19 protein-coding genes and 2 riboswitches are annotated in these 26,764 nt (G+C 65.1%); of the genes, 18 read left to right on the plus strand and 1 reads right to left on the minus strand.

Annotation, left to right across the window (positions count from 1 at the left end):
• Nucleotides 1-2 precede the first annotated feature (2 nt).
• The 15 genes from ftsA to IR187_RS13265 all read left to right on the plus strand — a co-directional run bounded on the left by ftsA (nucleotide 3) and on the right by IR187_RS13265 (nucleotide 16,116).
• Nucleotides 3-1,259: a cell division protein FtsA gene (ftsA, locus tag IR187_RS13195; RefSeq protein ID WP_194955046.1), complete on the plus strand. Its 1,257-nt coding sequence runs from the start codon at nucleotides 3-5 to the stop codon at nucleotides 1,257-1,259.
• A gap of 153 nt (nucleotides 1,260-1,412) precedes the next feature.
• On the plus strand, nucleotides 1,413-2,888 hold the full coding sequence (ftsZ, locus tag IR187_RS13200; RefSeq protein ID WP_194955047.1) for a cell division protein FtsZ: 1,476 nt from the start codon (nucleotides 1,413-1,415) through the stop codon (nucleotides 2,886-2,888).
• A 74-nt stretch (nucleotides 2,889-2,962) separates the two neighbouring features.
• Nucleotides 2,963-4,900 (plus strand): SPOR domain-containing protein, encoded by a 1,938-nt coding sequence (locus IR187_RS13205; RefSeq protein WP_228765929.1) that lies wholly within the window; start codon nucleotides 2,963-2,965, stop codon nucleotides 4,898-4,900.
• Complete coding sequence (locus IR187_RS13210) at nucleotides 4,897-6,069, plus strand: deoxyguanosinetriphosphate triphosphohydrolase (protein ID WP_194955049.1); 1,173 nt, start codon at nucleotides 4,897-4,899, stop codon at nucleotides 6,067-6,069. The genes IR187_RS13205 and IR187_RS13210 overlap by 4 nt, the downstream gene beginning before the upstream one ends.
• Complete coding sequence (locus tag IR187_RS13215) at nucleotides 6,062-6,709, plus strand: Rossmann-fold NAD(P)-binding domain-containing protein (RefSeq protein ID WP_194955050.1); 648 nt, start codon at nucleotides 6,062-6,064, stop codon at nucleotides 6,707-6,709. Before IR187_RS13210 ends, IR187_RS13215 begins: the two co-directional genes overlap by 8 nt.
• A 57-nt stretch (nucleotides 6,710-6,766) precedes the next feature.
• A riboswitch (glycine riboswitch) is annotated at nucleotides 6,767-6,868 on the plus strand.
• A riboswitch (glycine riboswitch) is annotated at nucleotides 6,869-6,975 on the plus strand.
• Between the two features lie 54 nt (nucleotides 6,976-7,029).
• The gene (gene gcvT, locus IR187_RS13220; protein WP_194955051.1) at nucleotides 7,030-8,166 is read left to right on the plus strand and encodes a glycine cleavage system aminomethyltransferase GcvT; all 1,137 of its coding nucleotides are present in this window, start codon (nucleotides 7,030-7,032) and stop codon (nucleotides 8,164-8,166) included.
• Between the two features lie 3 nt (nucleotides 8,167-8,169).
• Nucleotides 8,170-8,541, plus strand: coding sequence for a glycine cleavage system protein GcvH (gene gcvH, locus IR187_RS13225; RefSeq protein ID WP_194955052.1), 372 nt, complete (start codon nucleotides 8,170-8,172; stop codon nucleotides 8,539-8,541).
• Nucleotides 8,542-8,580: 39 nt separating this feature from the next.
• A complete protein-coding gene (locus IR187_RS13230; protein WP_194955053.1) occupies nucleotides 8,581-9,396 on the plus strand; it encodes a glycosyltransferase family 2 protein in 816 nt (271 codons plus the stop codon).
• 3 nt (nucleotides 9,397-9,399) lie between these two features.
• Entirely contained in the window at nucleotides 9,400-10,758 is a 1,359-nt protein-coding gene (gene gcvPA, locus IR187_RS13235; protein ID WP_194955054.1) for an aminomethyl-transferring glycine dehydrogenase subunit GcvPA, read from the plus strand.
• Nucleotides 10,755-12,347, plus strand: coding sequence for an aminomethyl-transferring glycine dehydrogenase subunit GcvPB (gcvPB, locus tag IR187_RS13240; protein WP_194955055.1), 1,593 nt, complete (start codon nucleotides 10,755-10,757; stop codon nucleotides 12,345-12,347). The genes gcvPA and gcvPB overlap by 4 nt, the downstream gene beginning before the upstream one ends.
• Nucleotides 12,344-12,682 (plus strand): hypothetical protein, encoded by a 339-nt coding sequence (locus tag IR187_RS13245; protein ID WP_194955056.1) that lies wholly within the window; start codon nucleotides 12,344-12,346, stop codon nucleotides 12,680-12,682. Before gcvPB ends, IR187_RS13245 begins: the two co-directional genes overlap by 4 nt.
• A gap of 32 nt (nucleotides 12,683-12,714) precedes the next feature.
• Complete coding sequence (locus tag IR187_RS13250) at nucleotides 12,715-13,368, plus strand: TMEM175 family protein (protein WP_194955057.1); 654 nt, start codon at nucleotides 12,715-12,717, stop codon at nucleotides 13,366-13,368.
• Entirely contained in the window at nucleotides 13,365-13,811 is a 447-nt protein-coding gene (locus IR187_RS13255) for an ABA4-like family protein (RefSeq protein ID WP_194955058.1), read from the plus strand. The genes IR187_RS13250 and IR187_RS13255 overlap by 4 nt, the downstream gene beginning before the upstream one ends.
• Nucleotides 13,811-14,455 carry a DUF938 domain-containing protein gene (locus IR187_RS13260; RefSeq protein WP_194955059.1) on the plus strand — a complete coding sequence of 215 codons (645 nt, stop codon included), beginning with the start codon at nucleotides 13,811-13,813 and terminating at the stop codon, nucleotides 14,453-14,455. The genes IR187_RS13255 and IR187_RS13260 overlap by 1 nt, the downstream gene beginning before the upstream one ends.
• Before the next feature lie 101 nt (nucleotides 14,456-14,556).
• On the plus strand, nucleotides 14,557-16,116 hold the full coding sequence (locus IR187_RS13265) for a fatty acid--CoA ligase (RefSeq protein ID WP_194955060.1): 1,560 nt from the start codon (nucleotides 14,557-14,559) through the stop codon (nucleotides 16,114-16,116).
• A gap of 83 nt (nucleotides 16,117-16,199) precedes the next feature.
• Here the strand turns inward: IR187_RS13265 and IR187_RS13270 are convergent, their stop codons facing one another.
• Nucleotides 16,200-16,805 (minus strand): hypothetical protein, encoded by a 606-nt coding sequence (locus IR187_RS13270; RefSeq protein WP_194955061.1) that lies wholly within the window; start codon nucleotides 16,803-16,805, stop codon nucleotides 16,200-16,202.
• 275 nt (nucleotides 16,806-17,080) lie between these two features.
• Here IR187_RS13270 and IR187_RS13275 point away from each other — a divergent pair, with 275 nt between their 5' ends.
• The 3 genes from IR187_RS13275 to rpoC all read left to right on the plus strand — a co-directional run bounded on the left by IR187_RS13275 (nucleotide 17,081) and on the right by rpoC (nucleotide 26,697).
• Nucleotides 17,081-17,716 (plus strand): DUF4197 domain-containing protein, encoded by a 636-nt coding sequence (locus IR187_RS13275; RefSeq protein ID WP_194955062.1) that lies wholly within the window; start codon nucleotides 17,081-17,083, stop codon nucleotides 17,714-17,716.
• A gap of 464 nt (nucleotides 17,717-18,180) precedes the next feature.
• The gene (gene rpoB / locus IR187_RS13280; protein WP_194955063.1) at nucleotides 18,181-22,359 is read left to right on the plus strand and encodes a DNA-directed RNA polymerase subunit beta; all 4,179 of its coding nucleotides are present in this window, start codon (nucleotides 18,181-18,183) and stop codon (nucleotides 22,357-22,359) included.
• A gap of 54 nt (nucleotides 22,360-22,413) precedes the next feature.
• A complete protein-coding gene (gene rpoC, locus IR187_RS13285) occupies nucleotides 22,414-26,697 on the plus strand; it encodes a DNA-directed RNA polymerase subunit beta' (protein ID WP_194955064.1) in 4,284 nt (1,427 codons plus the stop codon).
• Nucleotides 26,698-26,764: the final 67 nt, after the last annotated feature.

The following is a 26,764-nucleotide window of genomic DNA, read 5'->3' on the forward strand; positions in this document are numbered from 1 at the left end:
CCATGCCGCCGCCGCGCATCGAAAAGATCATCACCGCGCTCGATGTCGGCTCGTGGAAGGTCTGCGCGCTGATCGCGGGGCAGACCGCCGACGGCCAGCTGCACGTGCTCGGTACCGGGCAGCGCGAGAGCCGCGGCGTCCAGCGTGGTTATGTCGCCGACATGGAACAGACCGAACATGTCGTGCGCGAAGCGATCGAGCAGGCCGAACGCATCGCAGGGCTCAACATCGACGACGTCTGGGTCAGTTTTTCCGCGGGCGGCCTGCTCAGCGACGTCGCGCCGATCGAAAGCGAACTCGGCGGCCACCGGATCGAAAAAGAAGACATCGACGACCTGCTCGCGGCGGGCCGCGCCGGGATCGACCCCGAAGGGCGGATGATCCTGCACGCGCAGCCGGCACTCTACACCCTCGACGGGCTGACCGGAGTCAAAAACCCGATCGGCCTCCACGCCGACCGGCTGGGCGTCGACATCCATATCATCATGGCCGACGGGGCGCCGGTGCGGAACCTGGAATCGGCGGTGCGGCAGGCGCATCTCGACGTCAACGCCGTGGTCGCCTCGCCGATCGCGGCGGGGCTGGCGTGCCTGTCGGATGAGGAGCGCGACCTGGGCGTGGCGCTGGTCGAACTGGGCGCCGCGGTGACGACGGTCTCGCTCTATGCGGGCGGGATGCTCGTCGAAATGGCGTCACTGCCGTTCGGCGCGAGCGACATCACCGACGACATCGCCTCGGCCTTTGGCATAAGGCGCAGCCAGGCGCAGCGGTTACAAAGCTTTTACGGTTCGGCGTCGGCCAGCCCGCGCGACAATAACGAGGTGATCGAGCTGGAACCGGGCGCGCCCGCGGGCGGCGATTCGCCGCGCATCACGCGCGCGCAGCTGGTGTCGGTGATCCGCCAGCGGCTCGACGCGATGATGGGCGAGATCGGCCGGACGCTGAAAGATCTGCATTTCGTCGGCCCGATCGGGCGGCAGGTGGTGCTGGTCGGCGGCGGTGCCGACCTGAAGGGGATTGCCGATTATACGCAGAGCGCGCTCGGCCGCGCCGCGCGCGTCGGCAGGCCGCGCGGGCTGCACGGCCTGCCCGATGCGCACAGCGGACCCGCTTTCGCGACGCTCGCGGGTTTGGTTCTGTATGCGGCGTCGGACCCGGTCGATCTGCGCGACCTGCCGATGATGGCGCAGGATGTGTACAAGCCGACTGGCACGTCGATCCTGCACCGGTTGATGGCCGCATTAAAAAGCAGTTTTTAGGGGTCGCAAAGGCGAAAAGGTTAATTTTTTGGGTGATTCCCACGTCACAATAGTGCAATGCGGGTGCAGAAAACCGGACGGTCGGACACCCGCCCGGGTGGGTCGCAAGGTTGGGGAAGCGGCACCTGTCCGCCGCTGCAGGGAGACTTTTTGATGAGCATCAATATTGGCCCACCGCAGGTCGACGAGCTGAAGCCGCGGATCGCGGTGATCGGCGTCGGCGGCGCGGGCGGCAATGCCATCGCCAATATGATCGCAGCGCGCGTCGAGGGGGTCGATTTCATCGTCGCCAACACCGACGCGCAGGCGCTGAACGCCTCGCCCGCCGAACGGCGTATCCAGCTGGGGACGCAGATTACCCAGGGGCTGGGCGCGGGTTCACGGCCCGAGGTCGGGCGCGCGGCGGCCGAAGAAAGCATCGCGCAGGTCGAAGAAGCGCTGAACGGCGCGCACATGTGCTTCGTCGCGGCGGGCATGGGTGGCGGCACCGGTACCGGTGCGGCGCCGGTGATTGCCAAAGCGGCGCGCGATCGCGGTATCCTGACCGTTGGCGTGGTGACCAAGCCCTTTACTTTCGAAGGCGCGCGGCGGATGCGGTCGGCGGATGCGGGCATTGCCGAGCTGCAGGACCATGTCGACACGCTGATCGTCATTCCGAACCAGAATCTTTTCCTGGTCGCCAATCCGAACACGACCTTCAAAGAAGCCTTTACCATGGCGGATGAAGTGCTGCAGCAGGGCGTGCGCGGCATCACCGACCTGATGGTCATGCCCGGCCTCATCAACCTCGACTTTGCCGACGTGCGCAGCGTGATGCGCGAAATGGGCAAGGCGATGATGGGCACCGGCGAAGCCGAAGGCGACGGCCGCGCGCTCGAAGCCGCGCAAAAGGCGATCGCCAACCCGCTGCTCGACGGCGTGTCGATGGCGGGCGCCAAGGGCGTCATCATCTCGATTACCGGCGGCGAGGACATGCGCCTGATGGAAGTCGACGAGGCCGCGAACCATATTCGCGAGCTGGTCGATCCCGACGCCAACATCATCTGGGGTAGCGCGTTCAACGACAGCCTGGATGGCAAGATCCGGGTGTCGGTCGTCGCGACCGGAATCGACGGCACCGGCGACAGCGCGGTGCAGGCGGCACCTGCCACACGCAGTTTCTCCTTCGCACCCGCGCGGGCCGCCGCTCCGGCGCCGGTGACCGAAGAGGTGATCGAGCCGGTGGTCGAGGAAGAAGCCGTCGCCGAAGCCGCGGCCGAACCGGAAGCTGCGAGCGATCCGGCGCCGGGCTTCTCGTTGGGTGATGCGCCCGAACCCGAGGCCGAAGCGCCGGTTGCCGACGAAGAGCCGATGGAATTGTCGCAGGTCGCGGCATCCTATGACGATACCGCCGGAGAGCTGGTCCTTGATGCGCCCGAAGCACCGGCAGCCGATTATCGCGCGGCGCCGGCTGCAGCTGGCAGCGCGGGCACCGGCGAAGAGTCGTCGTCGCGCGGCATCGGCGGCGGCACCCTGTTCGAACGCATGTCGCGGCTGTCGCGCGGGGCGAACCCGCCCGAGGAAGACGCGGCGGAAAAGCCGGACGGTGTCGATATTCCGCGTTTCCTGGGGCGACAGAACAACCAGTAACGGGGCTGTAAACGGCCGCCCGCCGGGCAAGGCTGGCCGGAGATCGGGATGAGTTGCCCATGCGGCAAGCGAAAATGACGGCGAAGCCGACGCGCGCGCGCTTCTGTGCCGGTGCGTTCGGCGCGTTGCTTTTGGGACTGTGCGCGGCGCCGGTGGCGGCGCAGGTGACGCCCCCCGATGCAGCGACCAAGGCGGCGATGGAAAAGCGCACCGCGGCGCGTACGCTGCTGTCGTCGGCGCTGGCACGGATCGGGTCGAACGGAAGCGATTCGGCTGCGCTGCTGGACGCCGGCCGTGCCTCGATCGACCTCGACGATTATCGCGCCGCGGTTGGCTTTCTGGTCCGTGCCGAGCAGGCAAGCCCGCGCGACGGTGCGATCAAGGCAGCGCTCGGGTCGGCGATGGTCCATATGGAAAGCCCCACCCGGGCGCTCGATTATTTCGGCGAAGCGCAGTTGCTGGGCGCCCCCGAACGCTTGTTCCTGGCCGACCGCGCGTTGGCGCGCGACCTGCTGGGACAGCAGGATGCGGCGCAGCGCGATTACCAGCTGGCGTTGTCGATCGCTCCCAATGACGAACTGACCCGCCGTTATGCGCTGTCGCTCGGGATCAGCGGCGAGGCCGATCGCGCGATCCAGCTGCTGACCCCGCAGCTGCGCGCGCAGGATCGCGGCGCCTGGCGTCTGCGTGCCATGATCCTGGCGATGAACGGCCGCGATGCCGAGGCCACCGAGATCGTCAATGCGACGATGCCGCCCGCGATGGCCCAGAATATCCTGCCCTATCTGACCCAGATGGACCGGCTCAATCCGGCACAGCAGGCCGCGGCGGCGCATTTCGGTCGTTTTCCGACCGGCCAGCTGGGGCCGAAACGCAAACCGGTGCAGGTCGCCGCCGCAACGCCGTCCCCACCGCCCGCGACTGCTTCGGGCAAACGGCCAACCGCGAGCAGTCGGCGACCCGCCGCCGCGGTGGTTGCGGCGGCCACTCCGACGGCCAGCCCGCCACCGGCGCCGCGGCAGGTCGGGCCAGCCTATGCACAGCCGCGCGAGCCGGTCGGGCGGAGCGGTGAGACTAATCCGGCGGCGGTTGCCCAGCAGCAAAGCCGCGCCGTTGCGCCAAGTCCTGCGCCAATCGCGACCGTCCCGGTGCGGGCCGACGTGTCGGCGTCAACCGCCAGCAATCAGGCAACCGGCGCCGCGCCAGTCCTGCAATCACCCTTTCGCGAGACGATCCGGCCCTTGCCTGCAGCAACGGCGGGCGGCGAAGCACGGGGAGGCGGAACGGATGTTCCTGCCGCTGCGACGCCTGCCACCGCGTCGCGGCCCGTCGCAGTTGCTGCGGATGGCGCAGCTGGGGTGGGGCCGGGCTTTACCATTGCCGACGTCGGTCGGCGCACCGACACCCCGCCAGCGGTTACCGCGGTCGCAACGCCGCCTGCAACGCCGGTTCCGGCATCGCCCGCGGCGGTTCCGTCGCCGACGCCGAACGGGCCTGATGCGGGGCGACCGCTTGCCGCGCTAGCGTCGCTCGCCGATATTGTCGGTTCGATCGAGATTCCGCCCGAGGAACTGGCATCGACGACCACTGCGGTCGATGCCGGTACGTTGGCGAAGCTGGTCGAAGACAAGCGCCGCGCCGATGCCGCCGAAGAAGCCAAGCGGGAAAAGGAGGCGGCCGCGGCCAAGGTCAAGGCAGAGGCCGAAGCCAAGGCGAAAGCCGAAGCAGCGGAGAAGAAGGCCCATCCGGCGCGCATCTGGGTGCAGGTTGCGACCGGCGCGAACGCGCGCGCGCTGGCACTCGATTATGCAAAATTCGCCAAAAAGAGCCCCGATCTGTTCAAGGGTCAATCCGGCGCGACGGCCGAATGGGGCCGGACCCGGCGGCTGCTGGTCGGGCCGTTCAAGGACCGCAAGGCGGCGCAGGACTGGCTGACCGATTATAAAAAGGCGGGCGGTGACGGTTTCCTGTTCAACAGCGAGGCGGGCGAAACCGTCGAACCCGTCAAGTGAGTGTTGCCGCCTGCGCCAGTCGTCCCGACGACAGCCGCGGGCGGCGTTTTGATGAAGTCGGCCGCGTCGTCCGCGGCCCGCGCGACGATTTCCAGCGCGACCGCGACCGCATCATCCATTCGATCGCCTTTCGCCGCCTGCGTCACAAGACGCAGGTGTTCGTCGCCCCCGACGGCGATCATTATCGCGTTCGCCTGACCCACAGTATAGAGGTCGCGCAGATCGGCCGCGGCATCGCGCGTGCGCTGGGGCTGAACGAGGATCTGACCGAGGCCTTGTGTCTGGCGCACGACATCGGGCACCCGCCGTTCGGCCATGCCGGCGAGGACGCGCTGAAGGTGGCGATGGCGGAGCATGGGGGTTTCGACCATAATGGCCATACGCTCCGCACCTTGGCCGAACTCGAATGCCCGTATCCGCAGTTTGACGGGCTGAACCTGACGTGGGAGACGCTGGAAGGGCTGGCCAAACATAACGGGCCGATCGCGCGTCCGGGCTGGGCGCTGGCCGGGATCGACCGCGACTTTCCGCTCGACCTGGCGAGTCACGCCAGCCTGGAAGCACAGATCGCGGCGGTCGCCGACGACATTGCTTATGACAATCACGATATCGACGACGGGCTGCGCGCGGGCTTGCTCGATCTCGACCAGTTGATGGAACAGCCGTTCGTCGCGGCCAATTTCCGCGCCGTCGAACAGCGCTTTCCGGGCGCACCGCGCGATCGCCTGCTGCGCGAACTGGTGCGCGACCAGATCGGGGTGATGGTCAATGATGTCATCGCCGCCACCAAAGCCAATGTCGCGGCGGCGGGCGTCGCCAGCGTCGCCGACGTCCGTGCCGCGGGGCGGACGCTCGGCGGATTTTCGGGCGCGCTGGCCACCGACGAGCGCGAGCTCAAACGCTTCATGTACGCGAACCTCTATCACCACCCCGAACAACTCGCCGCCGCCGAAGCCGCGCAAAAGGTGGTTGGCGACCTGTTTGCAGCTTATGGCCGCGACCCGCGGTTGATGGGTGACGACTGGTCGGCGCGGCTGCCCGGCGAAGAATGCGCGACAATCCGCCATATCGGCGACTATATTGCGGGAATGACCGACCGCTTTGCCATCGACCGCTATGCCGAGATTTTCGGGCGGCAGGCAGTGCCGGACGCGCTGGCGCATGTCTGACGCGCTGATCGTCGGCGCCACCGGCATGGTCGGGCGCGCAGTGATCGAGCATCTGGGGTCGGCATCTGCGACGGTCGTCACGCGCCGACCGGTGGCCGCGCTGGCCGCGCATCACCGCGCAATCGTTGCGTCACCCGAAGGCTGGACGGACATCATCGCCGCAGAAAGGCCCGCGGTGTTGATCTGCTGCCTGGGCACGACGATCCGTCAGGCGGGGTCGCAGGCGGCGTTTCGGGCCGTCGATCACGACCTGATCCTGGGCGCGGCGCGCGGCGCCCGCACGGGCGGGACGCCGCATGCGATTGCCGTCAGTTCGGTCGGCGCGTCGGCGAAAGCCGGCAATTTCTATTTACGCACCAAGGGCGAGACCGAGGATGGGCTGCGCGCGCTGGGTTTCGCGCGGCTCGATCTGATGCGTCCCGGCCTGCTGCTCGGCGATCGGCCGGGGCCGCCGAGGCTGGGTGAGGGGTTGGCGACGATCGCCGCGCCTTTGACCAACGCGTTGCTCCACGGTTCCTTTCGCCGGTACCGTTCGATTCCGGGCGACATAGTTGCCGCCGCGATCGTCCGGCTGGCGCGGCAGGGCGGTTCGGGCGTGCACATCCACGAAAACGACGCCATCCGCGCGCTCGCCGATTGACTTGCTGCAAGGGCAGCGCCAAGGCTCGGGCGTCTGTCGGGTTTCGCAAGGGATTCGACCGGCCGCGCGGGAGAGCGTGGGGGCAGGGCAACCGGCGCCTCACCACCGAAGGAGCAACCGCCCCGGAAACTCTCAGGTCAGCAGGACCGCGCAGGCTGGAACGGACACTCTGGAAAGCGTTCCGGCGGTCGGCTGGAACCACCGAAGGGGTAACTTCGCCGTGCGGCGGAGGAAAACTCTCAGGTTCCCGTGACAGAGGGGGCATGGCGAAAGGCGCGGCACCCCGCCGCGCATCCGCCGTGCAACCGCGGGAGACTGACATGAGCGAAATCGAACAGACGGGCGACGAAGGAGCGGTGGAAACTCAGGCGCTGTCGCTCGACGCGTGGCACCGCGCGCAGGGCGGGCGGATGGTCGAATTCGCCGGTTACTGGATGCCGATCCAGTATGAAGGCATCATGGCCGAACATCTGTGGGTCCGCGAAAACGCCGGCCTGTTCGACGTCAGCCACATGGGTCAATTGCTGATTTCGGGCGACAAGGTCGCCGAAGCGCTCGAAACGCTTGTTCCCGGCGACATTTCGGCGCTCAAGCCCGGACGGATGCGTTATTCGCTGTTGCTGGACGAAGACGGCGGCATTCTCGACGACCTGATGATCACGAATGAGGGCGACCAGTTCGGTATCGTCGTCAACGGCGCGGTGAAGTGGGAAGACATCGGTCATCTGCGCGAAAACCTGCCCGACGACATCACGCTCAATCATAATGAAGATTATGGCCTGCTGGCGTTACAGGGACCGAAGGCGGTTGTCGCGCTGGCGCGGCTGGTGCCCGAGTCCGCGGGTCTCGTATTCATGCAGGCGACGCGCGCGACGTGGAACGGCCATGCGATCGCGATCAGCCGTTCTGGCTATACCGGCGAGGACGGTTTCGAGATTTCGTTGCCCAACGAGGCACTCACGGATTTTGCCGATGCGCTGTGCGCGATGGACGAGGTCAAGCCGATCGGTCTCGGCGCGCGCGATTCGCTGCGGCTGGAGGCCGGACTGCCGCTCTATGGCCATGATCTCGACCCCGCAATCGACCCAGTCGAAGCCGATCTGGCGTTCGCGATCAGCAAGCGGCGCCGCGAGGAAGGCGGCTTTCCCGGCGCGGCGCGGATTCTGGGGCATCTGGCCGACGGCAGTCCGCGCAAGCGCGTCGGGCTGCTGGTCGAAGGCAAGCTGCCGGTGCGCGAGGGCGCCAAATTGTTCGATGGCAACACCGAAATCGGCGTCGTGACGTCGGGCGGCTTTGCCCCCAGCGTCGGCGCGCCGATCGCTATGGGATATGTCCCGCGCGATCACGCAGAGCCCGGCACCGCGATCGCCGCCGAGGTGCGCGGCAAGCGCGTCGCTTGCACCGTCACCGCCATGCCATTCATTCCGCACCGCTATGTGCGCAAACAGGGAGCCTGATCGATGCCGCGTTATTACACCGAAGAACATGAATGGATCGACGTCGACGGCGATGTCGCGACGGTCGGCATCACCGATTTTGCGCAGGGCCAGCTCGGCGATATCGTGTTCGTCGAGGTTCCCGACACCGGTGCCGAACTGAGCCAGGGCGGCGATGCCGCGGTGGTCGAATCGGTGAAGGCGGCGAGCGACGTTTATGCGCCGGTCGACGGCACCGTCACCGAAGGCAATGGCCAGCTCGAGGAAGACCCCGCGCTCGTCAACTCGGACCCCGAAGGCGAAGGCTGGTTCTTTCGCATGACGTTGGGCGACAAGAGCCAGCTCGAAGGGCTGATGGACGCAAAGGCGTACAAGGCGTTCTGCGACGCGCTGTAAGACGATCGACCCTTCCGGACGGAAGGGGGAAGGGATGCGATGACCGACGCCGCGCTCGCCAATTGCCGCCTGATGGTGGCAACACCAATCTACGAAGGCGCGCAGGGCACTTATGTCCGCGCCGCGCTGGCTCTCGCGCTGCGGGCGCAGGCGGCGGGCGTCTCGGTGCGGTTCGAGTTTATCCTGTACCAGCCGTCGATCACCCGCGCGCGCAACATGCTGACCGCGATGTTCCTCGCCAGCGATTGCACGCATCTGCTGTTCATCGATGCCGACATCGACTTTTCGGCGGACGATGTGTTCTCGCTGGTCCGCGCGATGGAGGCGAACCCCGACTGCGGGGTGCTGGGCGGTGCCTATCCGCGGCGGATGATCAATTGGGCGAATGTCGCGCGCGCGGTCGAACAAGGGTTGGCGAAGGACAATCCCGCCGACCTGGCGCGCTACACCGGCGATTTCGCACTGCATTTCCTGAACCCGAACCAAAATTTCAAGATGACCGATCTGGTCGAGCTGGCGCGGCTTGGCACCGCGATGATGCTGATCCGCCGCGCGGTGCTGGAAGGCATGGCGGCGGCAATGCCCGATCTGGTGTTCCGGCCCGACCCCGCCGAACGGCAGGCGCATGGCGTTGGCGACATCGTCCCCGCCTTTTTCTGCCCCTATATCGAGCCCGAAAGCCAGGCGCTGCTGTCGGACGATTATGCCTTTTGCCGCCGGGTGCGCGATGCGGGGTTTCGCCTCTGGCTCGCGCCGTGGATCCGCACGACCCACGCCGGTCCGGCGATCTTTTCCGGCACGCTTGCCGATACCGTCCAGCTTTTTGCCCAAAAACCAGCCTCTTCTGCGGAGTAGTTCATGCGTTACCTCCCCCTCACGTCAGACGACCGCAGCGCAATGCTCGCCACCATCGGTGCGGCGTCGATCGATGATCTGTTTGCCAATGTTCCGGTCGATGCGCGGCTCGACGGACCGATTGCCGACCTGCCGCGGCACGCCAGCGAACTGGCGGTCGAACGCCATATGGCGGCGCTAGCACGCCAGAATCGCGCGGCGGGTGACGGGCCCTTCTTCCTGGGCGCCGGCGCCTATCGCCACCATGTCCCCGCGAGCGTCGACCATCTGATCCAGCGCGGCGAGTTCCTGACCGCCTACACGCCCTACCAGCCCGAAATCGCGCAGGGCACGCTGCAGATGCTGTTCGAATTCCAGTCGCAAGTCGCCCGCCTGCTCGGCACCGACGTCGCCAATGCGTCAATGTACGATGGCTCGACCGCGTGCTGGGAAGCGATCGTGATGGCGCGGCGGATCACCAAGCGCGGCAAGGCGCTGCTGTCGACCGGGCTGCACCCGCATTACCGCAGCGTCGCGCGCACGATGGCAAAATATACCGGTGACGTGCTGGTTGACGGCGATCCCAGCCTTGAGGCGGGGACCGACTGGGCGGCGCTGGCAGACAGCATCGACAAGGACACCAGCTGTGTCGTCGTGCAATACCCCGACATCCTGGGCCGCATCGACGACATGACGGCGCTGGCCGCGGCGTGTCAGGCGGCGGGGGCGCTGCTGATCGCGGTGGTCACCGAACCCGTCGCGCTCGGTCTGATCAAGGCGCCGGGCGAAATGGGCGCTGACATCGTGGTCGGTGAGGGGCAGTCGATCGGTGTCGGGTTGCAATTTGGCGGGCCTTACGTCGGCCTGTTCGCGTGCAAGACCAAATATGTTCGTCAAATGCCGGGCCGCCTGTGCGGTGAGACGGTCGATGCCAATGGCAAGCGCGGCTTTGTGCTGACGCTGTCGACGCGCGAGCAGCATATCCGCCGCGAGAAGGCGACGAGCAATATTTGCACCAATTCAGGGCTCTGTGCGCTGGCTTTCAGCATCCATATGACTTTGCTCGGCGAAGCAGGGCTGCGCCAGCTCGCGGCGATCAATCATGGCCGCGCCAAGATGGCCGCGACCGAACTGGCCAAAATCCCGGGCGTGTCGGTGCTGAACAACAGCTATTTCAACGAGTTTACGCTGCTGCTGCCGACTGAGGCACGCCCGGTGATCCACAAGCTTGCGGAGCGCGACATCCTTGGCGGCGTGTCACTCGGGCGGCTCTATCCCGCCAACGCAAACTTGGCGAACGGCCTCGTCGTCGCCGTCACCGAAACCGTCACCGAGGCGGATATTTCCGCCTTCGCTGCCGCTCTGAAGGAGGTGCTGGCATGACCGCGCTCAACCCCGGCGGCTGGCGCCCCGAAATGACCGCCGCGGGCGGTGCCGATGATAACACGACCTTCACCGGCAACCGCGCGCTGATGCTCGAGGAAGCGCTGATCTTCGAGATCGGCTCGACCGCGACGACGGGGGTCGATTTCGACGAAGCCGCACCCGCCGCCGATCTCGGCGCGCTGGCGCGCACCGCGCCGATCGGGCTGCCGGGGCTCAGCGAAGCCGAAACGGTGCGTCACTATACGCGCCTGTCTCGCCAGAATTACGCGATCGACCTTGGCCTGTTCCCGCTCGGTAGCTGCACGATGAAGCACAACCCGCGCCTCAACGAAAAGGTCGCGCGCATGCCCGGCTTTGCCGACGCGCACCCGTTGCAGCCGCAGGAGACGGTGCAGGGCGCCTATGCGGTGATCCACGAACTCGCCGAATGGCTGATCACGCTCACCGGCATGCACAGCGTCGCGATGTCGCCCAAGGCGGGCGCGCACGGCGAGCTGTGCGGGATCCTCTGCATCAAGGCGGCATTGGAAGCGCGCGGCGAGGACCGCCGCGTCATTCTGGTCCCTGAAAGCGCGCACGGCACCAATCCCGCGACTGCCGCCTTTGCGGGCTTTACCGTTGAGGATATTCCGGCCACCGAGGCAGGACGCGTCAACCTCGAAGCACTGAAGGCGCGGCTTGGTCCCGATGTCGCGGGGGTGATGATCACCAACCCGAACACCTGCGGGTTGTTCGAGCGCGACATGAAAGCGATTTCGGACGCGGTCCACGCCGCGGGCGGCTATGTCTATTGCGACGGCGCCAATTTCAACGCGATCGTCGGCCGGGTGCGCCCCGGCGACCTTGGCGTCGATGCGATGCACATCAACCTGCACAAGACCTTTTCGACCCCGCATGGCGGCGGCGGTCCGGGTTCGGGTCCGGTGGTGCTGTCCGAAGCGCTAGCGCCCTTCGCGCCTTTGCCCTTCGTGACCAAACACGCCGAAGGCTTTCGCCTGATCGAAGAAGAAAGCGCGGGCGAGGATCATCCGCAGACTTTTGGCCGCATGACCGCTTTCCACGGCCAGATGGGCATGTTCACCCGCGCGCTGACCTATATCCTCAGCCACGGCGCCGACGGCCTGAAGCAGGTCGCCGAGGATGCGGTGCTCAACGCGAACTATGTCCTGCGCAGCCTGGAGGGCGTGCTCGACGCGCCGTTCGCGGCGTCCGGTCCGTGCATGCACGAGGCACTGTTCAGCGACAAAGGCCTCGCGGAGGGCTTCTCGACGCTCGACATCGCCAAGGGGCTGATCGACGAAGGTTATCATCCGATGACGGTCTATTTCCCGCTCGTCGTTCACGGCGCGATGCTCGTCGAGCCGACCGAGACCGAGAGCAAGGCGGCGCTCGACCAGTTTATCGGCGCGCTGCGCAGCGTCGCGATGCGCGCCAAGAACGGCGACCCGGCGCTCAAATCGGCACCGCACTTTGCGCCGCGCGCGCGGCTTGATGAGACGGGCGCAGCGCGCAAGCCGATCCTGGCGTGGAACGAGCCCGCCGCTGCACCCGGCACACCGTCGCTGAGCGAGATCGGCGGCAGTTGAGCGAAAACGGCGACAGCGGCGCGAAACGCTCGGCGGCGGGCTGCCTTGCAGGCGGAGCGTTGTTTGCAGTCGTCTTCGTCGCCGTCTGGCTCGCCGCGATCACGCTCTACGGGCTGGTCGTCGAGCAGTGGGAGTTGATCGCGGTGCGCCGCGAGTTCAGCTACGGCTGGGCGTTTCTCTACGCGCCGTTAATCGCATTAGGGATGGGCCTCTCCGCGGCCTTTTCCGCAACGCGACGCCTGCCGGCGGCGCGGGTGACGTTGCTGATCGTGACGACCAGACTGGTTGCGCTTTTCGGCGGCATCGTGCTGTTCGGACTTGGCGGGTTGATCTAGCGCTGGCACAAGGCTTGAACGGGGGAGGGGCAATGACCAGCGGACAGGAGCGGCTCGACGCGTTCACCGACGCGGCCTTTGCCTTTGCGGTTACACTCATGGTCGCGGGTACCGGCGGCATGGCGCCCGACTATCGCCAACTCGAAGCCGCGATAGCCGGGGCGCCGAGTTTTGCCATTGCTTTTGCGATCATCGCGATGTTCTGGCTGGCGCATGTTCGGGCGCGGCGGATGGTCGGCGATGGCGACTGGCGGTTCCTGCTGCTCACCCTCGCGCTCGTCTTCACCGTCCTGCTCTATGTTCATCCGCTGCGCGCGATGGCAGCAAGCTTTGCGGCGTTCATTGCCGGACGGGCCGACGACTATGACGGTCGGCTGGGGCAGATGTTCGCGCTCTATGGCGCGGGTTTCATCCTGATGTCGCTGTTGACCGCGGGCCTGTTCGCCGCGGCTCGCCGTAATCCGCTGATGGACGCGCAGGGGCATCGCGAGGCCTTTGGCCAGATCATCATCTGGCTGATCCTAGGCGCGACGGGGTTGGTTTCCACCGTCATGACCTTTTTTCGCGTGACGGTGCCGCTTGCGCCGATGGTGTATGCGACGCTGCCGATCAGCATCGGCATTTTTGCGTCGCGCTATCGCTGGACCGAACCCGCCGCGACGACAGCCGAAGAGGAGCAAACATGACCTGGGATACGATCTTTCTGCTCGTCAACTACTGGGCTTTCGCTGGCTGGATCGCGCTGGCGTTTTTGCCGCGCGATCCGAAAATTCTCGCTGTAATCCTCTACGCCGGGGTGTTCCTGCTCTGCCTTGCTTACACGGTGATGATCGTCGGCTTCCTGAGCGGCGGGATCGATCCGGGCGGCCCGGGGGGTGGCGACTTCACGACGCTGGCGGGTGTGATGAAGCTGTTCGACAGCCCCGGCGGCGCGACATTGGGGTGGACGCATTATCTGGCGTTCGACCTGTTCACCGGCATGTGGATCGCGCGCGACGCCGACCAGAAGGGGTTCAGCCGCGTCATGCAATTCCCGTTCCTGCTCCTGACCCTGCTGGTCGGGCCGGTCGGGCTGCTGGCCTGGCTGATCGTCCGCGACCGCCGCGCGCGGGCACAGGCCAAGCGTTGATGGCGTCATCGCCGCCGTGGATGCCCGGCGACGGCGACGGCGACCACGACAACAAGCGCCATGCCCCGGCGACGCTGCGCAACCGCGACGCGATCGCCGCGGTTCTAGCCGAATGGCTACCAGCGACGGGCACGGTGCTGGAGGTCGCGAGCGGATCGGGCGAGCATGTGGTCCATTTTGCCGCGGCCTTTCCCGCGCTGCACTGGCAGCCGAGCGATCCCGATCCCGCGGGACTGGTGTCGATCGCCGCCTGGAGCGCCGATTCCGACCTGGCGAATATCGCGGCGCCGCTGGCGCTCGACGCGGCGGCGGCGGACTGGCCGATCGACCGTGCCGACGCCATATTGTGCATCAACATGGTGCATATCAGCCCGTGGGCGGCGACGCTGGGGCTGTTGGCGGGCGCGGCGCGATTGCTGGCGCCCGGTGCGCCGTTGATCCTCTATGGACCCTATGTCGAGCCCGACGTGCCGACGGCCGAGAGCAACCTGGCGTTCGACGCCAGCCTGCGCGCACGCGATCCGGTGTGGGGGCTGCGCGATCTCAATGCCGTCAAGGCAGCGGCAGCCGCCTCCGGACTGACCTTCACCGAACGCCGCGCGATGCCCGCCAACAACCTGATGCTGCTATTCCGCCCGACCTGACGTTGCTGACAGGGTTGTCGATACGCGCTTTACCTGTTGCCTGCAGCCGCTAGCCTTTCCCCGATTGCGCACAGAAGATGCGATTCGAGGAGAGAGAGCCCATGGCCCGCGACGTTTCGGAGCTGTTTACGTTCGACGAATTCCTGACCCATTGGGCAGACGAACGTCCCGATCGCATTGCGCTTCGCGAAGAAGACCGTGTTTATAGCTATGCCGAGCTCGACGAAGCGACCGCGAAGGTCGCCTCGGCGTTGCTCGCCGCGGGGCTGACCAAGGGCGACCGGATCGCGTGGATCGGCAAGAACAGCGACCTTTATTTCATCCTCTTCTATGGCGCGGCGCGCGCCGGGATCGTGATGGCGCCGGTCGGCTGGCGGCTGTCGCCCGCCGAATGGGCGTTCATCGTCAACGATACGCAGGCAAAGATGGTGTTCGCGGGGCCGGGGTTCGAGACGCTGGGCGACCAGCTCGCCGGCAAGCTTGACCACGCCCCGCGGATCATCGACGCCGCCGCAGCGCGCGCGATGATCGACGCGGCGGCGCGGACGGCGTTCGCACCATCGGGCGCGCATGATGCCGTGCTGCAGCTCTACACGTCGGGCACGACCGGCAATCCCAAAGGCGCGGTGCTGTCGAACCATAATCTGTTCGCGCTGCGCAAACATTCGAGCACGCTCGACATGCCCTATACCAAGTGGGAGGATGACGAGGCGGTGCTGGTCGCGATGCCCTGCGCGCATATCGGCGGCACCGGGCTCGGCATCATGGCGCTCGCGGCGGGGCTGCCCGGCATCATCCTGGCCGAATTCAACCCCGACGGCGTGTTCGACGCGGTCGAGCAGCATGGCGTGACGCGTTTCTTCATGGTGCCGGCGGCGCTACAATTCCTGCTGATGCACCCGCGCTGCGCGACGGTCGATTACAGCCGCCTGAAATATATCCTCTATGGCGCCGCGCCGATCCCGCTCGAACTGCTGCGCCAGTGCATCCAGATGTTCGGGGCGCAGTTCATCCAAGCCTATGGGATGACCGAAACCACCGGCACCATTTCGATGCTGCCGCCCGAGGATCATGATCCCGCGGGCAACAAGCGGATGCGGTCGGCGGGCAAGCCGCTGCCGGGGGTCGAGATCAAGATCCTTGGCCCCGATGGCGACGAAATGCCGGTGGGCGAGGTGGGTGAAGTCGTAACCCGCTCGTCGAACAACATGCTGGGGTATTGGAACCTGCCCGACGCGACGGCGAAGACGGTCGATGCCGGCGGCTGGATCCGCACCGGCGACGCGGGCTATATGGACGAGGACGGCTATCTGTTCATCCATGACCGGATGAAGGACATGATCATTTCGGGCGGCGAGAATATCTATCCCGCCGAGGTCGAGAGCGCGATCTTTGGCCACCCGGCGGTGCAGGAGGTCGCGGTGTTCGGCATCCCCGACGACAAATGGGGCGAGACGGTGAAGGCGGTGTGCGTCGCCAAGCCCGGGATGACGATCGACGAAGCCGACATCATCGCCTGGGCGCGCGAACGCATCGCGCCGTTCAAATGCCCGCGCAGCGTCGATGTGATCGACGCGCTGCCGCGCAACGCGAGCGGCAAGATTTTGCGCAAGGATTTGCGGGCGCCTTATTGGGCGGGGTACGCGCGGATGGTGAATTGACGCCGCGCGGTGATTGAAAGCGGCCACGGGAAAGGGCGCGGAAGCCAACTCCCGCGCCCTTTGTTTGTCAGCCGATCACTAGTTTAGTTCGCCGGCGTGCCCGGCGTCTCCGTTTCAGCCTCGGCCGTCGCGCCCGGCTGCGACGTCGCGGCGGCAGTGGCCTGCGCAACCGCAGCGGCGAATTGTTCGGCGGTGAAGCTGGTTGCAAGCCCCGACTGGCCGACGAAGAAGGCGTTGCGCGGCAGTTTGACGTCGCCGTCGGACGTGGTCAGCACGACGCCATCGGCCTCGGCGAGCTTCACCTTGCCGACAATCGCCGATCCGTGGGCGCTGCGGACGTCGGCACCCGGCTGAAGCGCGGCAGCCAGCTTGGCATCGCTGCCCGCGGCGGCTTGATCGACCGCGGCAACGACCTGCGCCTTGGTGGCGCCGATGGTCGGGCCCTTTTCCAGCTGGGCAAAGGCATTGCTGGGCAGCGTCACCTGCTTGCCAGCGCCAAGGTCGACGACGACGTTGGCGTCCTGGGTGGCCGTGACAGTGCCGAGTTCGGCGCCCTCCGAATCAAAAACCTTGGTACCCGCCGACAGTTCGACGGTCGCCGTCGCGGCATCCTGCGCAATTGCGGGAGCGGCGACAATCGCGGCCGCGCCAAGCGAAAGGGAAGCGATCAAGCCAGTAAATTTGCGCATTATTGTGGTCTCCTTGAGGATGATAAATGGAACATTCCTCCATCGAACGCGCGTCGGGCCGCAAAAGCCGCCCACGTGCTGACGAGCCGTGCCCAAGCAGCGACAAGTAGAGGAAATAGTGGATCACAGCCGCTAAATCGGCATGGCGAACGTCATTGCCGTTCGTGTGTCATGCCCTTTGGCCAGGAGCGATTTGCTGTTAGGTTGCGCGCGGCGGATGAACGGGCCGAAGGGAGCGCGCGATGGAGTCGGACGAATCAGGAATTGCGCGGCGCATGTTGATCGCCGGAGTGGTTGGTGTGGCGGCGCTGGCGCAGGCGCCTTGGGCGCTCGCAAGACTGCCGAGCGGCGGCGTCAAGGGGCTGATTGGCGGTGCTTCCGATGGTGCCCTCGACAAGCTGGCGGTGCCGGGTGCCTTTTACCGCGATGCCGCGGTGCGTATCCTGTTGCCGGGTGCGGGTGGCAAGGCGGCGTCAAAGCTGTTCGGCATGGGCGACAGACTGGGGCTGACCACCAATTTGACCAAAAGCCTGAACGATGCCGGGGGGCGGGCGGCGGGCGAGGCAAAGCCGATTTTTCGGTCGGCAATCGACGATCTGCGCTGGAGCGATGCGCCCGCCCTGGTGGGGAAGAAAGACGGCGCAACGCGATATTTGCAGTCGAGCGCGGGCGACACCTTGTTCGGCAAGCTGTCCCCGCTCGTCGGTTCGGCACTGGCGGACGTGGGAGCGTTTCGCCAGCTCGACCAGCTTTCGCAAAGCAATCCCATGCTGGCGGGCGCCGGCCTGTCGCGCGACGGGTTGTCGCGATCAGTGACCGAGCAGGCATTGAAGGGGATATTTCACTATATGGCGGGGGAGGAGGCGGCGCTGCGTAAAAATCCGGCGGGGCTGCTGAAGGGTATTTTCTGAGCCGCGGATCGGGCGGCGTCGATGGATCGGGGTGGCTGCAAAGGGTCGATAGTGGACGTTTCCTCTCCCCTCCCGCAGGCGGGAGGGGTTGGGGGTGGGCGACGACGTTGAGAAGGCCCACCCCGCTGCGACTAACGAACAAGTTCGTAAGTCTCGCTGCCCCTCCCGCTTGCGGGAGGGGAAATCAGCTCGCAACCGGGATGGCCGCTCCCAGCCCCAAAACCGTCTCTCAGAACGCGGCATTTTGCGATCGGCCCGTTGACACTTTGCTCCCCCAAACCTATATCGCCGTCACACCCTGTCGTTCGAGATAGAGTCCGCCTTGCGCAGCGGATTGTACGAATAGATCGGCGGGGATTACGATACGCGTTGGAAAGCTGCGGTAAACCGGTAACGGTTGCCTGCGGCTTTTTTCGCGTCGATGCGCCCGCGATTCGATTTTTTGACAGGCGAGACAATCACTTATGGCGACCAAGGCGAAGTCGGTGGGCAAGGCCCTCGAAGCGACGGCGAGCAAGCGTATCCGCAAGCTGTTCGGCAATATCCACGAAGCGGTGGAGATGCCCAATCTGATCGAGGTGCAGCGCGAATCCTATGAGCAGTTCCTGCGCTCGGATCCGTCGATCGGCTATGTCTCGGGCCTCGAAAAAACGCTGCGCAGCGTTTTCCCGATCCGCGATTTCGCCGGTACCGCCGAGCTCGACTTCGTTCATTATGAACTCGAAGCGCCGAAGTATGACGTCGAGGAATGCCGTCAGCGCGGCATCACCTATGCGGCGCCGATGAAGGTCACGCTGCGCCTGATCGTCTTTGAGGTCGACAGCGAAACCGACACCCGTTCGGTCCTCGATATCAAGGAGCAGGACGTCTACATGGGCGACATGCCGCTCATGACCGAGAACGGCACCTTCTTCGTCAACGGCACCGAGCGCGTCATCGTGTCGCAGATGCACCGTTCGCCGGGTGTGCTCTTCGACCACGACCGCGGCAAGACCCACTCGTCGGGCAAGTTCCTGTTCGCTGCCCGCGTCATTCCGTACCGCGGTTCGTGGCTCGACTTCGAATTCGACGCCAAGGACATCGTCAACGTCCGCATCGACCGCAAGCGCAAGCTGCCGGTCACCAGCCTGCTCTATGCGCTGGGCATGTCGGGCGAGGAAATCCTCAACCATTTCTATGACCGCCTCGTCTTCGAGCGCGCCGAAAACGGCTGGAAGGTTCCGTTCCAGGTCGAAAACTGGCGCGGATCGAAGCCGGCTTTCGATGTGGTGGATGCCAAGACCGGCGAAGTCGTGTTTGCCGCCGGGCACAAGATCAGCCCGCGCCTGGCCAACAAGGCGGCAAAGGACGGGCTCGACACGCTGCTGATCCCGACCGAGGAAATCTTCGGCCGTTACTCGGCCTATGACCTGATCAACGAGTCGACCGGCGAGATTTACATCGAAGCCGGTGACGAAGTGTCGGCCGAAAACCTCGAAAAGATCGACGCGGCGGGCATCGACAAGCTCGTCCTGCTCGACATCGACCATAACAATACCGGTCCGTGGATCCGCAACACGCTGAAGGCCGACAAGGCCGAGGACCGCGACCAGGCGCTGAGCGACATCTACCGCGTGATGCGCCCCGGCGAACCGCCGACGCGCGAAACCGCCGAAGCGTTGTTCGGCGGCCTGTTCTTCGACCCCGAGCGTTACGACCTGTCGGCGGTGGGCCGCGTCAAGCTGAACATGCGCCTGGGCCTCGATGCCGAGGACACGGTGACGACGCTGCGCAGCGACGACATTCTGGCCGTCGTCAAGGAGCTGGTGAACCTGAAGGACGGCAAGGGCGAAATCGACGATATCGACAACCTCGGCAACCGCCGCGTCCGGTCGGTCGGCGAATTGCTCGAAAACCAGTATCGCGTCGGCCTGCTCCGCATGGAGCGCGCGGTGAAGGAGCGGATGAGCTCGGTCGATGTGTCGACGGTGATGCCGAACGACCTGATCAACGCGAAGCCGGCGGTCGCTGCGGTGCGCGAATTCTTTGGTTCGTCGCAGCTGTCGCAGTTCATGGATCAGACCAATCCGCTGTCGGAAGTCACCCACAAGCGCCGCGTGTCGGCGCTCGGGCCGGGCGGTCTGACGCGCGAACGTGCGGGCTTTGAAGTTCGCGACGTTCACCCGACCCACTATGGCCGCATCTGTCCGATCGAAACGCCGGAAGGCCCGAACATCGGTCTGATCAATTCGCTCGCCACCTTTGCGCGGGTGAACAAGTACGGCTTTATCGAAACCCCGTACCGCAAGATCGTTGATGGCAAGGTGACCAACGAGGTCGTCTATCTGTCGGCAATGGAAGAGCAGAAGCACACGGTTGCGCAGGCGAATGCCGACCTCAACCCCGACGGCAGCTTTATCGACGAGCTGATCTCGGCGCGCGAAGCGGGCGAATTCCTGATGGCGCCGCGCGAGCAGATCACGCTGATGGACGTGTCGCCGAAGCAGCTGGTTTCGGTCGCGGCGTCGCTGATCCCCTTCCTGGAGAACGATGACGCCAACCGCGCGCTGATGGGATCGAACATGCAGCGTCAGGCTGTGCCGCTGCTGCGGGCCGAAGCGCCTGTGGTCGGCACCGGCATGGAAGAGACGGTTGCGCGCGATTCGGGCGCCGCCATCGCGGCGCGCCGCGGCGGCGTGATCGACCAGGTCGACGCGACGCGTATCGTTATCCGTGCGACCGACATGGTCGAACCCGGCAAGTCGGGCGTCGACATCTATCGCCTGCAGAAGTTCCAGCGGTCGAACCAGAACACCTGCATCAACCAGCGTCCGCTGGTGAAGGTGGGCGACGTGGTCCGGGCCGGCGACATCATCGCCGACGGTCCGTCGACCGAGCTCGGCGAACTGGCGCTGGGCAAGAATGTGCTCGTCGCGTTCATGCCGTGGAACGGCTATAACTATGAGGACTCGATCCTCATCAGCGAACGCATCGTGAAAGACGACGTCTTTACCTCGATCCACATCGAGGAGTTCGAAGTCACCGCGCGCGACACCCGCCTGGGGCCGGAAGACATCACCCGCGACATCCCGAACGTCGGCGAGGAAGCGCTGCGCAACCTCGACGAAGCGGGCATCGTCTATATCGGTGCCGAAGTCGGCCCGGGCGACATTCTGGCCGGCAAGATCACCCCCAAGGGTGAATCGCCGATGACGCCGGAAGAAAAGCTGCTGCGCGCGATCTTTGGCGAAAAGGCCAGCGACGTGCGCGACACCTCGCTACGTCTGCCGCCCGGCGTGTCGGGCACCGTCGTCGAAGTCCGCGTCTTCAACCGTCACGGCATCGACAAGGACGAGCGCGCGATCGCGATCGAACGCGAAGAGATCGAACGTCTGAAGCAGGACGCCGACGACGAGCGCGCGATCCTGAACCGTGCGACCTTCTCGAGCCTGAAGGACCTGCTGATCGGTCAGGCGACCAGCGCGGTGCCGAAGGGGCTGAAGAAGGGCGATACGGTCACCGAAGAGATGCTGGTCGAACTCGACCGTGCCGACTGGTGGAAGCTCGCGGTGGTCGACGACAACGCGCAGACCGCGCTGGAAGCGATCAAGGCGCAGTATGACGAGGCGATCAAGCGCATCAACGCGAAATATGAAGACCGCGTCGAAAAGCTGCAGCGCGGCGACGAACTCGCCCCGGGCGTGCTCAAGATGGTCAAGGTCTTCGTCGCGGTGAAGCGCAAGCTGCAGCCGGGCGACAAGATGGCCGGCCGTCACGGCAACAAGGGCGTGATCAGCCGCATCCTGCCGATCGAGGACATGCCGTTCCTGGAAGATGGCACGCATGTCGATATCGTGCTCAACCCGCTGGGCGTGCCGTCGCGCATGAACGTCGGGCAGATCCTGGAAACGCACCTTGGCTGGGCTTCGCGCGGTCTGGGACAGCGCGTCACCAAGGCGCTCGACGAATGGCGTGATGCCAATCCCGACGCGACCGGCGGGCAGATGCCCGAAGCGGTGCGCGATGCGCTCGAGAATGTCTATGGCGCCGAATATGTCGAGGACATCAAGTCGCGCGATGCCGATAACATCGTCGAAATGGCCGAAAACCTGCGGGTTGGCGTGCCGTTCGCGACCCCGGTGTTCGACGGTGCGAAGGAAGCCGATGTGACCAACATGCTGACCCTCGCGGGGCTGCATGAATCGGGTCAGTCGGACCTGTACGACGGCCGCACCGGCGATCGTTTCGATCGCAAGGTGACGGTGGGCTATATCTATATGCTGAAGCTCCACCACTTGGTCGACGACAAGATCCACGCGCGTTCGATCGGGCCGTACAGCCTCGTCACCCAGCAGCCGCTGGGCGGTAAGGCGCAGTTCGGTGGCCAGCGCTTCGGTGAAATGGAAGTGTGGGCGCTGCAAGCTTATGGCGCGGCGTACACGCTTCAGGAAATGCTGACGGTGAAGTCGGACGACGTGATCGGCCGCACCAAGGTTTACGAAGCGATCGTCAAGGGTGACGACACCTTCGAGGCTGGCATTCCCGAAAGCTTCAACGTGCTCGTCAAGGAAATGCGCTCGCTGGGCCTCAACGTCGAATTGTCGTCCTATGCGGAGATCGATCCCGACGAAGGCCCGGAAGCCCTTCCCGAAGCCGCCGAATAAGATTTTTCCTCACCCCCTTCGCCTGGCGCGAAGGGGGAAGAGTGGAGCCAGATTATGAACCAGCTTACCAACTTCATGAACCCGGTCGCGAAGCCCGAAACTTTCGACATGATCAAGATCGGCATCGCGAGCCCTGAACGCATCCGCTCGTGGTCGTTCGGCGAGATCAAGAAGCCCGAAACCATCAACTACCGCACGTTCAAGCCCGAGCGCGACGGCCTGTTCTGCGCGCGCATCTTTGGTCCGATCAAGGATTATGAATGCCTGTGCGGCAAGTATAAGCGCATGAAATACAAGGGCATCGTCTGCGAAAAATGCGGTGTCGAAGTCACGGTCACGAAAGTGCGCCGCGAGCGCATGGGCCATATCGAGCTCGCCGCGCCGGTCGCGCACATCTGGTTCCTGAAGTCGCTGCCGTCGCGCATCGGCCTGCTGCTCGACATGCAGCTGAAGCAGCTCGAGCGCGTGCTGTACTTCGAAGCCTATATCGTTCTTGAGCCGGGTCTGACCCCGCTCGAGAAGTTCCAGCTGCTGACCGAAGACGAACTGCTCGACGCGCAGGACGAATATGGCGAAGATGCCTTCTCGGCCGGCATCGGCGCCGAGGCGATCCGCGTGCTCCTCGAGAATCTCGATCTGGAGCAGGAGCGCGTCGACCTGATGGAAGAGCTCGCGACGACCAAGTCGGAGCTGAAGCCCAAGAAGATCATCAAGCGCCTGAAGGTCGTCGAATCGTTCATCGAATCGGGCAATCGTCCCGAATGGATGATCCTGGAAGTCGTGCCGGTCATCCCGCCCGAACTGCGCCCGCTGGTGCCGCTCGACGGCGGCCGCTTCGCGACGTCGGATCTCAACGACCTCTATCGCCGCGTGATCAACCGCAACAACCGTTTGAAGCGCCTGATGGAACTGCGCGCGCCGGACATCATCGTGCGCAACGAAAAGCGCATGCTGCAGGAAGCCGTCGACGCGCTGTTCGACAACGGCCGCCGCGGCCGGACGATCACGGGTGCCAACAAGCGTCCGCTGAAGTCGCTGTCCGACATGCTCAAGGGCAAGCAGGGCCGCTTCCGTCAGAACCTGCTCGGCAAGCGCGTCGACTATTCGGGCCGTTCGGTCATCGTGACCGGGCCGGAACTCAAGCTGCACCAGTGCGGCCTGCCGAAGAAGATGGCGCTCGAACTGTTCAAGCCGTTCATCTACGCGCGCCTCGACGCCAAGGGTCTGTCGATGACCCTGAAGCAGGCGAAGAAGTGGGTCGAAAAGGAACGCAAGGAAGTCTGGGACATCCTCGACGAAGTCATTCGCGAGCACCCGGTCCTGCTGAACCGCGCGCCGACGCTTCACCGCCTCGGCATCCAAGCGTTCGAGCCCGTGCTGATCGAAGGCAAGGCGATCCAGCTGCACCCGCTGGTCTGCGCCGCGTTCAACGCCGACTTCGACGGTGACCAGATGGCGGTCCACGTCCCGCTGTCGCTGGAAGCCCAGCTCGAAGCGCGTGTGCTGATGATGTCGACGAACAACATCCTGAGCCCCGCGAACGGCAAGCCGATCATCGTACCGTCGCAGGACATGGTGCTGGGTCTCTATTACCTCTCGCTGGAGCGCGAAGGCGAGCCGGGCGAGGGTATGCTGCTTGCCGACATGGCCGAAGTCCATCAGGCGCTGCACATCGGCGCGGTGACGCTGCACACCAAGGTGATCAGCCGCGTCCCGCAGACCGATGAAAAGGGCAATGAGTATCTCAAGCGCTTCGAAACGACGCCGGGTCGCATGCTGATCGGCGAATGCCTGCCGAAGTCGCACACGGTGCCCTTCGACGTCGTCAACCGCCTTCTCACCAAGAAGGAAATCGGCGACGTGATCGACCAGGTCTATCGCCACACCGGCCAGAAAGAGACGGTGCTGTTCGCCGACGCCATCATGGCGCTGGGCTTCCGCAACGCGTTCAAGGCCGGCATCTCGTTCGGCAAGGATGACATGATCATCCCGGCGTCGAAGGAAGCGATGGTCGACGAAACCCGCGCGCTGGTGAAGGATTTCGAGCAGCAGTATCAGGACGGCCTGATCACGCAGCAGGAAAAGTACAACAAGGCGATCGACGCGTGGTCGCAGTGCGGCGACAAGGTCGCGAACGCGATGATGGATGAAATCCGCGCGACGCCGAAGCTCGACGACGGCCGTCTCGCCCCGATCAACTCCATCTATATGATGGCGCATTCGGGCGCGCGTGGTTCGCAGGCGCAGATGAAGCAGCTCGCGGGTATGCGCGGCCTGATGGCCAAGCCGTCGGGCGAGATCATCGAAACGCCGATCATCTCGAACTTCAAGGAAGGTCTGACCGTTCTTGAATATTTCAACTCGACCCACGGTGCGCGCAAGGGTCTGGCCGATACGGCGCTCAAGACGGCAAACTCGGGTTATCTGACCCGCCGTCTGGTTGACGTGTCGCAGGATTGCGTCGTGATCGAGGAAGATTGCGGCACGACCCGCGGTATGGAAATGCGCGCGATCATCCAGGGCGGTTCGACGATCGCCTCGCTGGGCGAGCGCATCCTGGGCCGCACGACGCTGGAAGATGTCGTCGACAAGGACGGCAATGTCATCGCGCCCGTCGGCACGTTGCTCGACGAGCCGACGACGCAGCGGATCGAAGATGCCGAGGTTCAGTCGGTCAAGATCCGTTCGCCGCTGGTCTGTGAAGCGACGCTGGGCGTGTGCGGCAAATGCTATGGCCGCGACCTCGCCCGCGGTACCCCGGTCAACATCGGCGAAGCGGTCGGCGTCATCGCTGCCCAGTCGATCGGTGAGCCCGGCACGCAGCTGACGATGCGCACCTTCCACATTGGCGGTGCGGCGCAGGTCAACGAGCAGTCGAACGCCGAAGCGATTTCGGACGGCACGATCGAATATCGCGACATGGCGACGATCGTCGACCAGCGCGGCCGCCGTCTGGCGTTGTCGCGTTCGGGCGAAATCGCGATCATCGACAGCGAAGGCCGCGAACGCGCGTCGCACAAACTGCCCTATGGTGCGCAGATCATGCACAAGGACGGCGAAAAGGTGAAGAAGGGCGACCGGATTGCCGAATGGGATCCGTTCACCATGCCGCTGATCACCGAAAAGCAGGGCGTCGTGAAATATCAGGACTTGCTGGACGGCAAGACGCTGGTCGAACAGGTCGACGAAGCAACGGGCATCGCCCAGCGCGTCGTGATCGAATATCGTTCGGCGGGCCGTGCCAAGAAGGAAGACCTGCAGCCGCGCCTGACCTTGCTCGACGATGCGTCGGGCGAAGCCGCGCGCTACCTGCTCGCGGTCGGCACGATGCTGTCGGTCGAGGACGGGCAGACGGTGCAGGCGGGCGACGTGCTGGCGCGTGTCAGCCGCGAAGCGTCGAAAACGCGCGACATCACCGGCGGTCTGCCGCGGGTGGCCGAGCTGTTCGAAGCGCGCATTCCAAAGGACAATGCGGTGATCGCCAAGATCAGCGGCCGCATCGAATTCGTCAAGGATTACAAGGCGAAGCGCAAAATCGCGATCGTTCCGGAAGAAGGTGATCCGATCGAATATCTGATCCCCAAGTCGAAGGTGCTGGAAGTGCAGGAAGGCGACCAGGTCAAGCGCGGCGACGCGCTGATCAGCGGTTCACCGAACCCGCACGACATTTTGGATGTCATGGGCGTCGAGGCGCTGGCCGAATATCTGGTGGCGGAAATCCAGGAAGTCTATCGACTGCAGGGCGTGAAGATCAACGACAAGCACATCGAGGTGATCGTTCGCCAGATGCTGCAGAAGGTCGAGATCACCGACGGCGGCGACACCACGCTGTTGCCGGGCGAGCAGCTCGATTATCTGGAGATGATGGAATATAACGCCAAGCTGCCGAAGAATGGCAAGCCGGCCGAGGGCCGCCCGGTCCTCCTCGGCATTACCAAGGCGAGCCTGCAAACGCGCAGCTTCGTTTCGGCGGCGTCCTTCCAGGAAACGACCCGCGTCCTCACCGAAGCGTCGGTGCAGGGCAAGGTCGACTCGCTGATGGGCCTCAAGGAAAATGTCATCGTCGGCCGCCTGATCCCGGCGGGTACGGGCGCGGCGATGAACCGCGTCCGCGTCACCGCCTCGTCGAAGGATGCCGCGCTGCGTGCCGCCATGCGCGCCGCGAACCAGGTGGACCTGATCGCGCCGGCGAGCGCCGCTGCCGAGCATGCCGCCGAGCTGGCGCAAGGCCCGGAAGCCGCGATGGGCGACGATCCGCTGGGCAAGGTGCAGGGTGAGGATTTCACGACCGACGACGTGATGGTCGAAGATCGTCCGGAGGGTGAGGGCGAGGCGTAAGCCTTACTCCCGGCCTTGCGCTGACAGAAACGAGCCCCGCCGGAGCGATCCGGCGGGGGGTTTTCTT

It is taken from the genome of Sphingopyxis solisilvae (assembly GCF_015475875.1).
Lineage (GTDB): Bacteria > Pseudomonadota > Alphaproteobacteria > Sphingomonadales > Sphingomonadaceae > Sphingopyxis > Sphingopyxis solisilvae.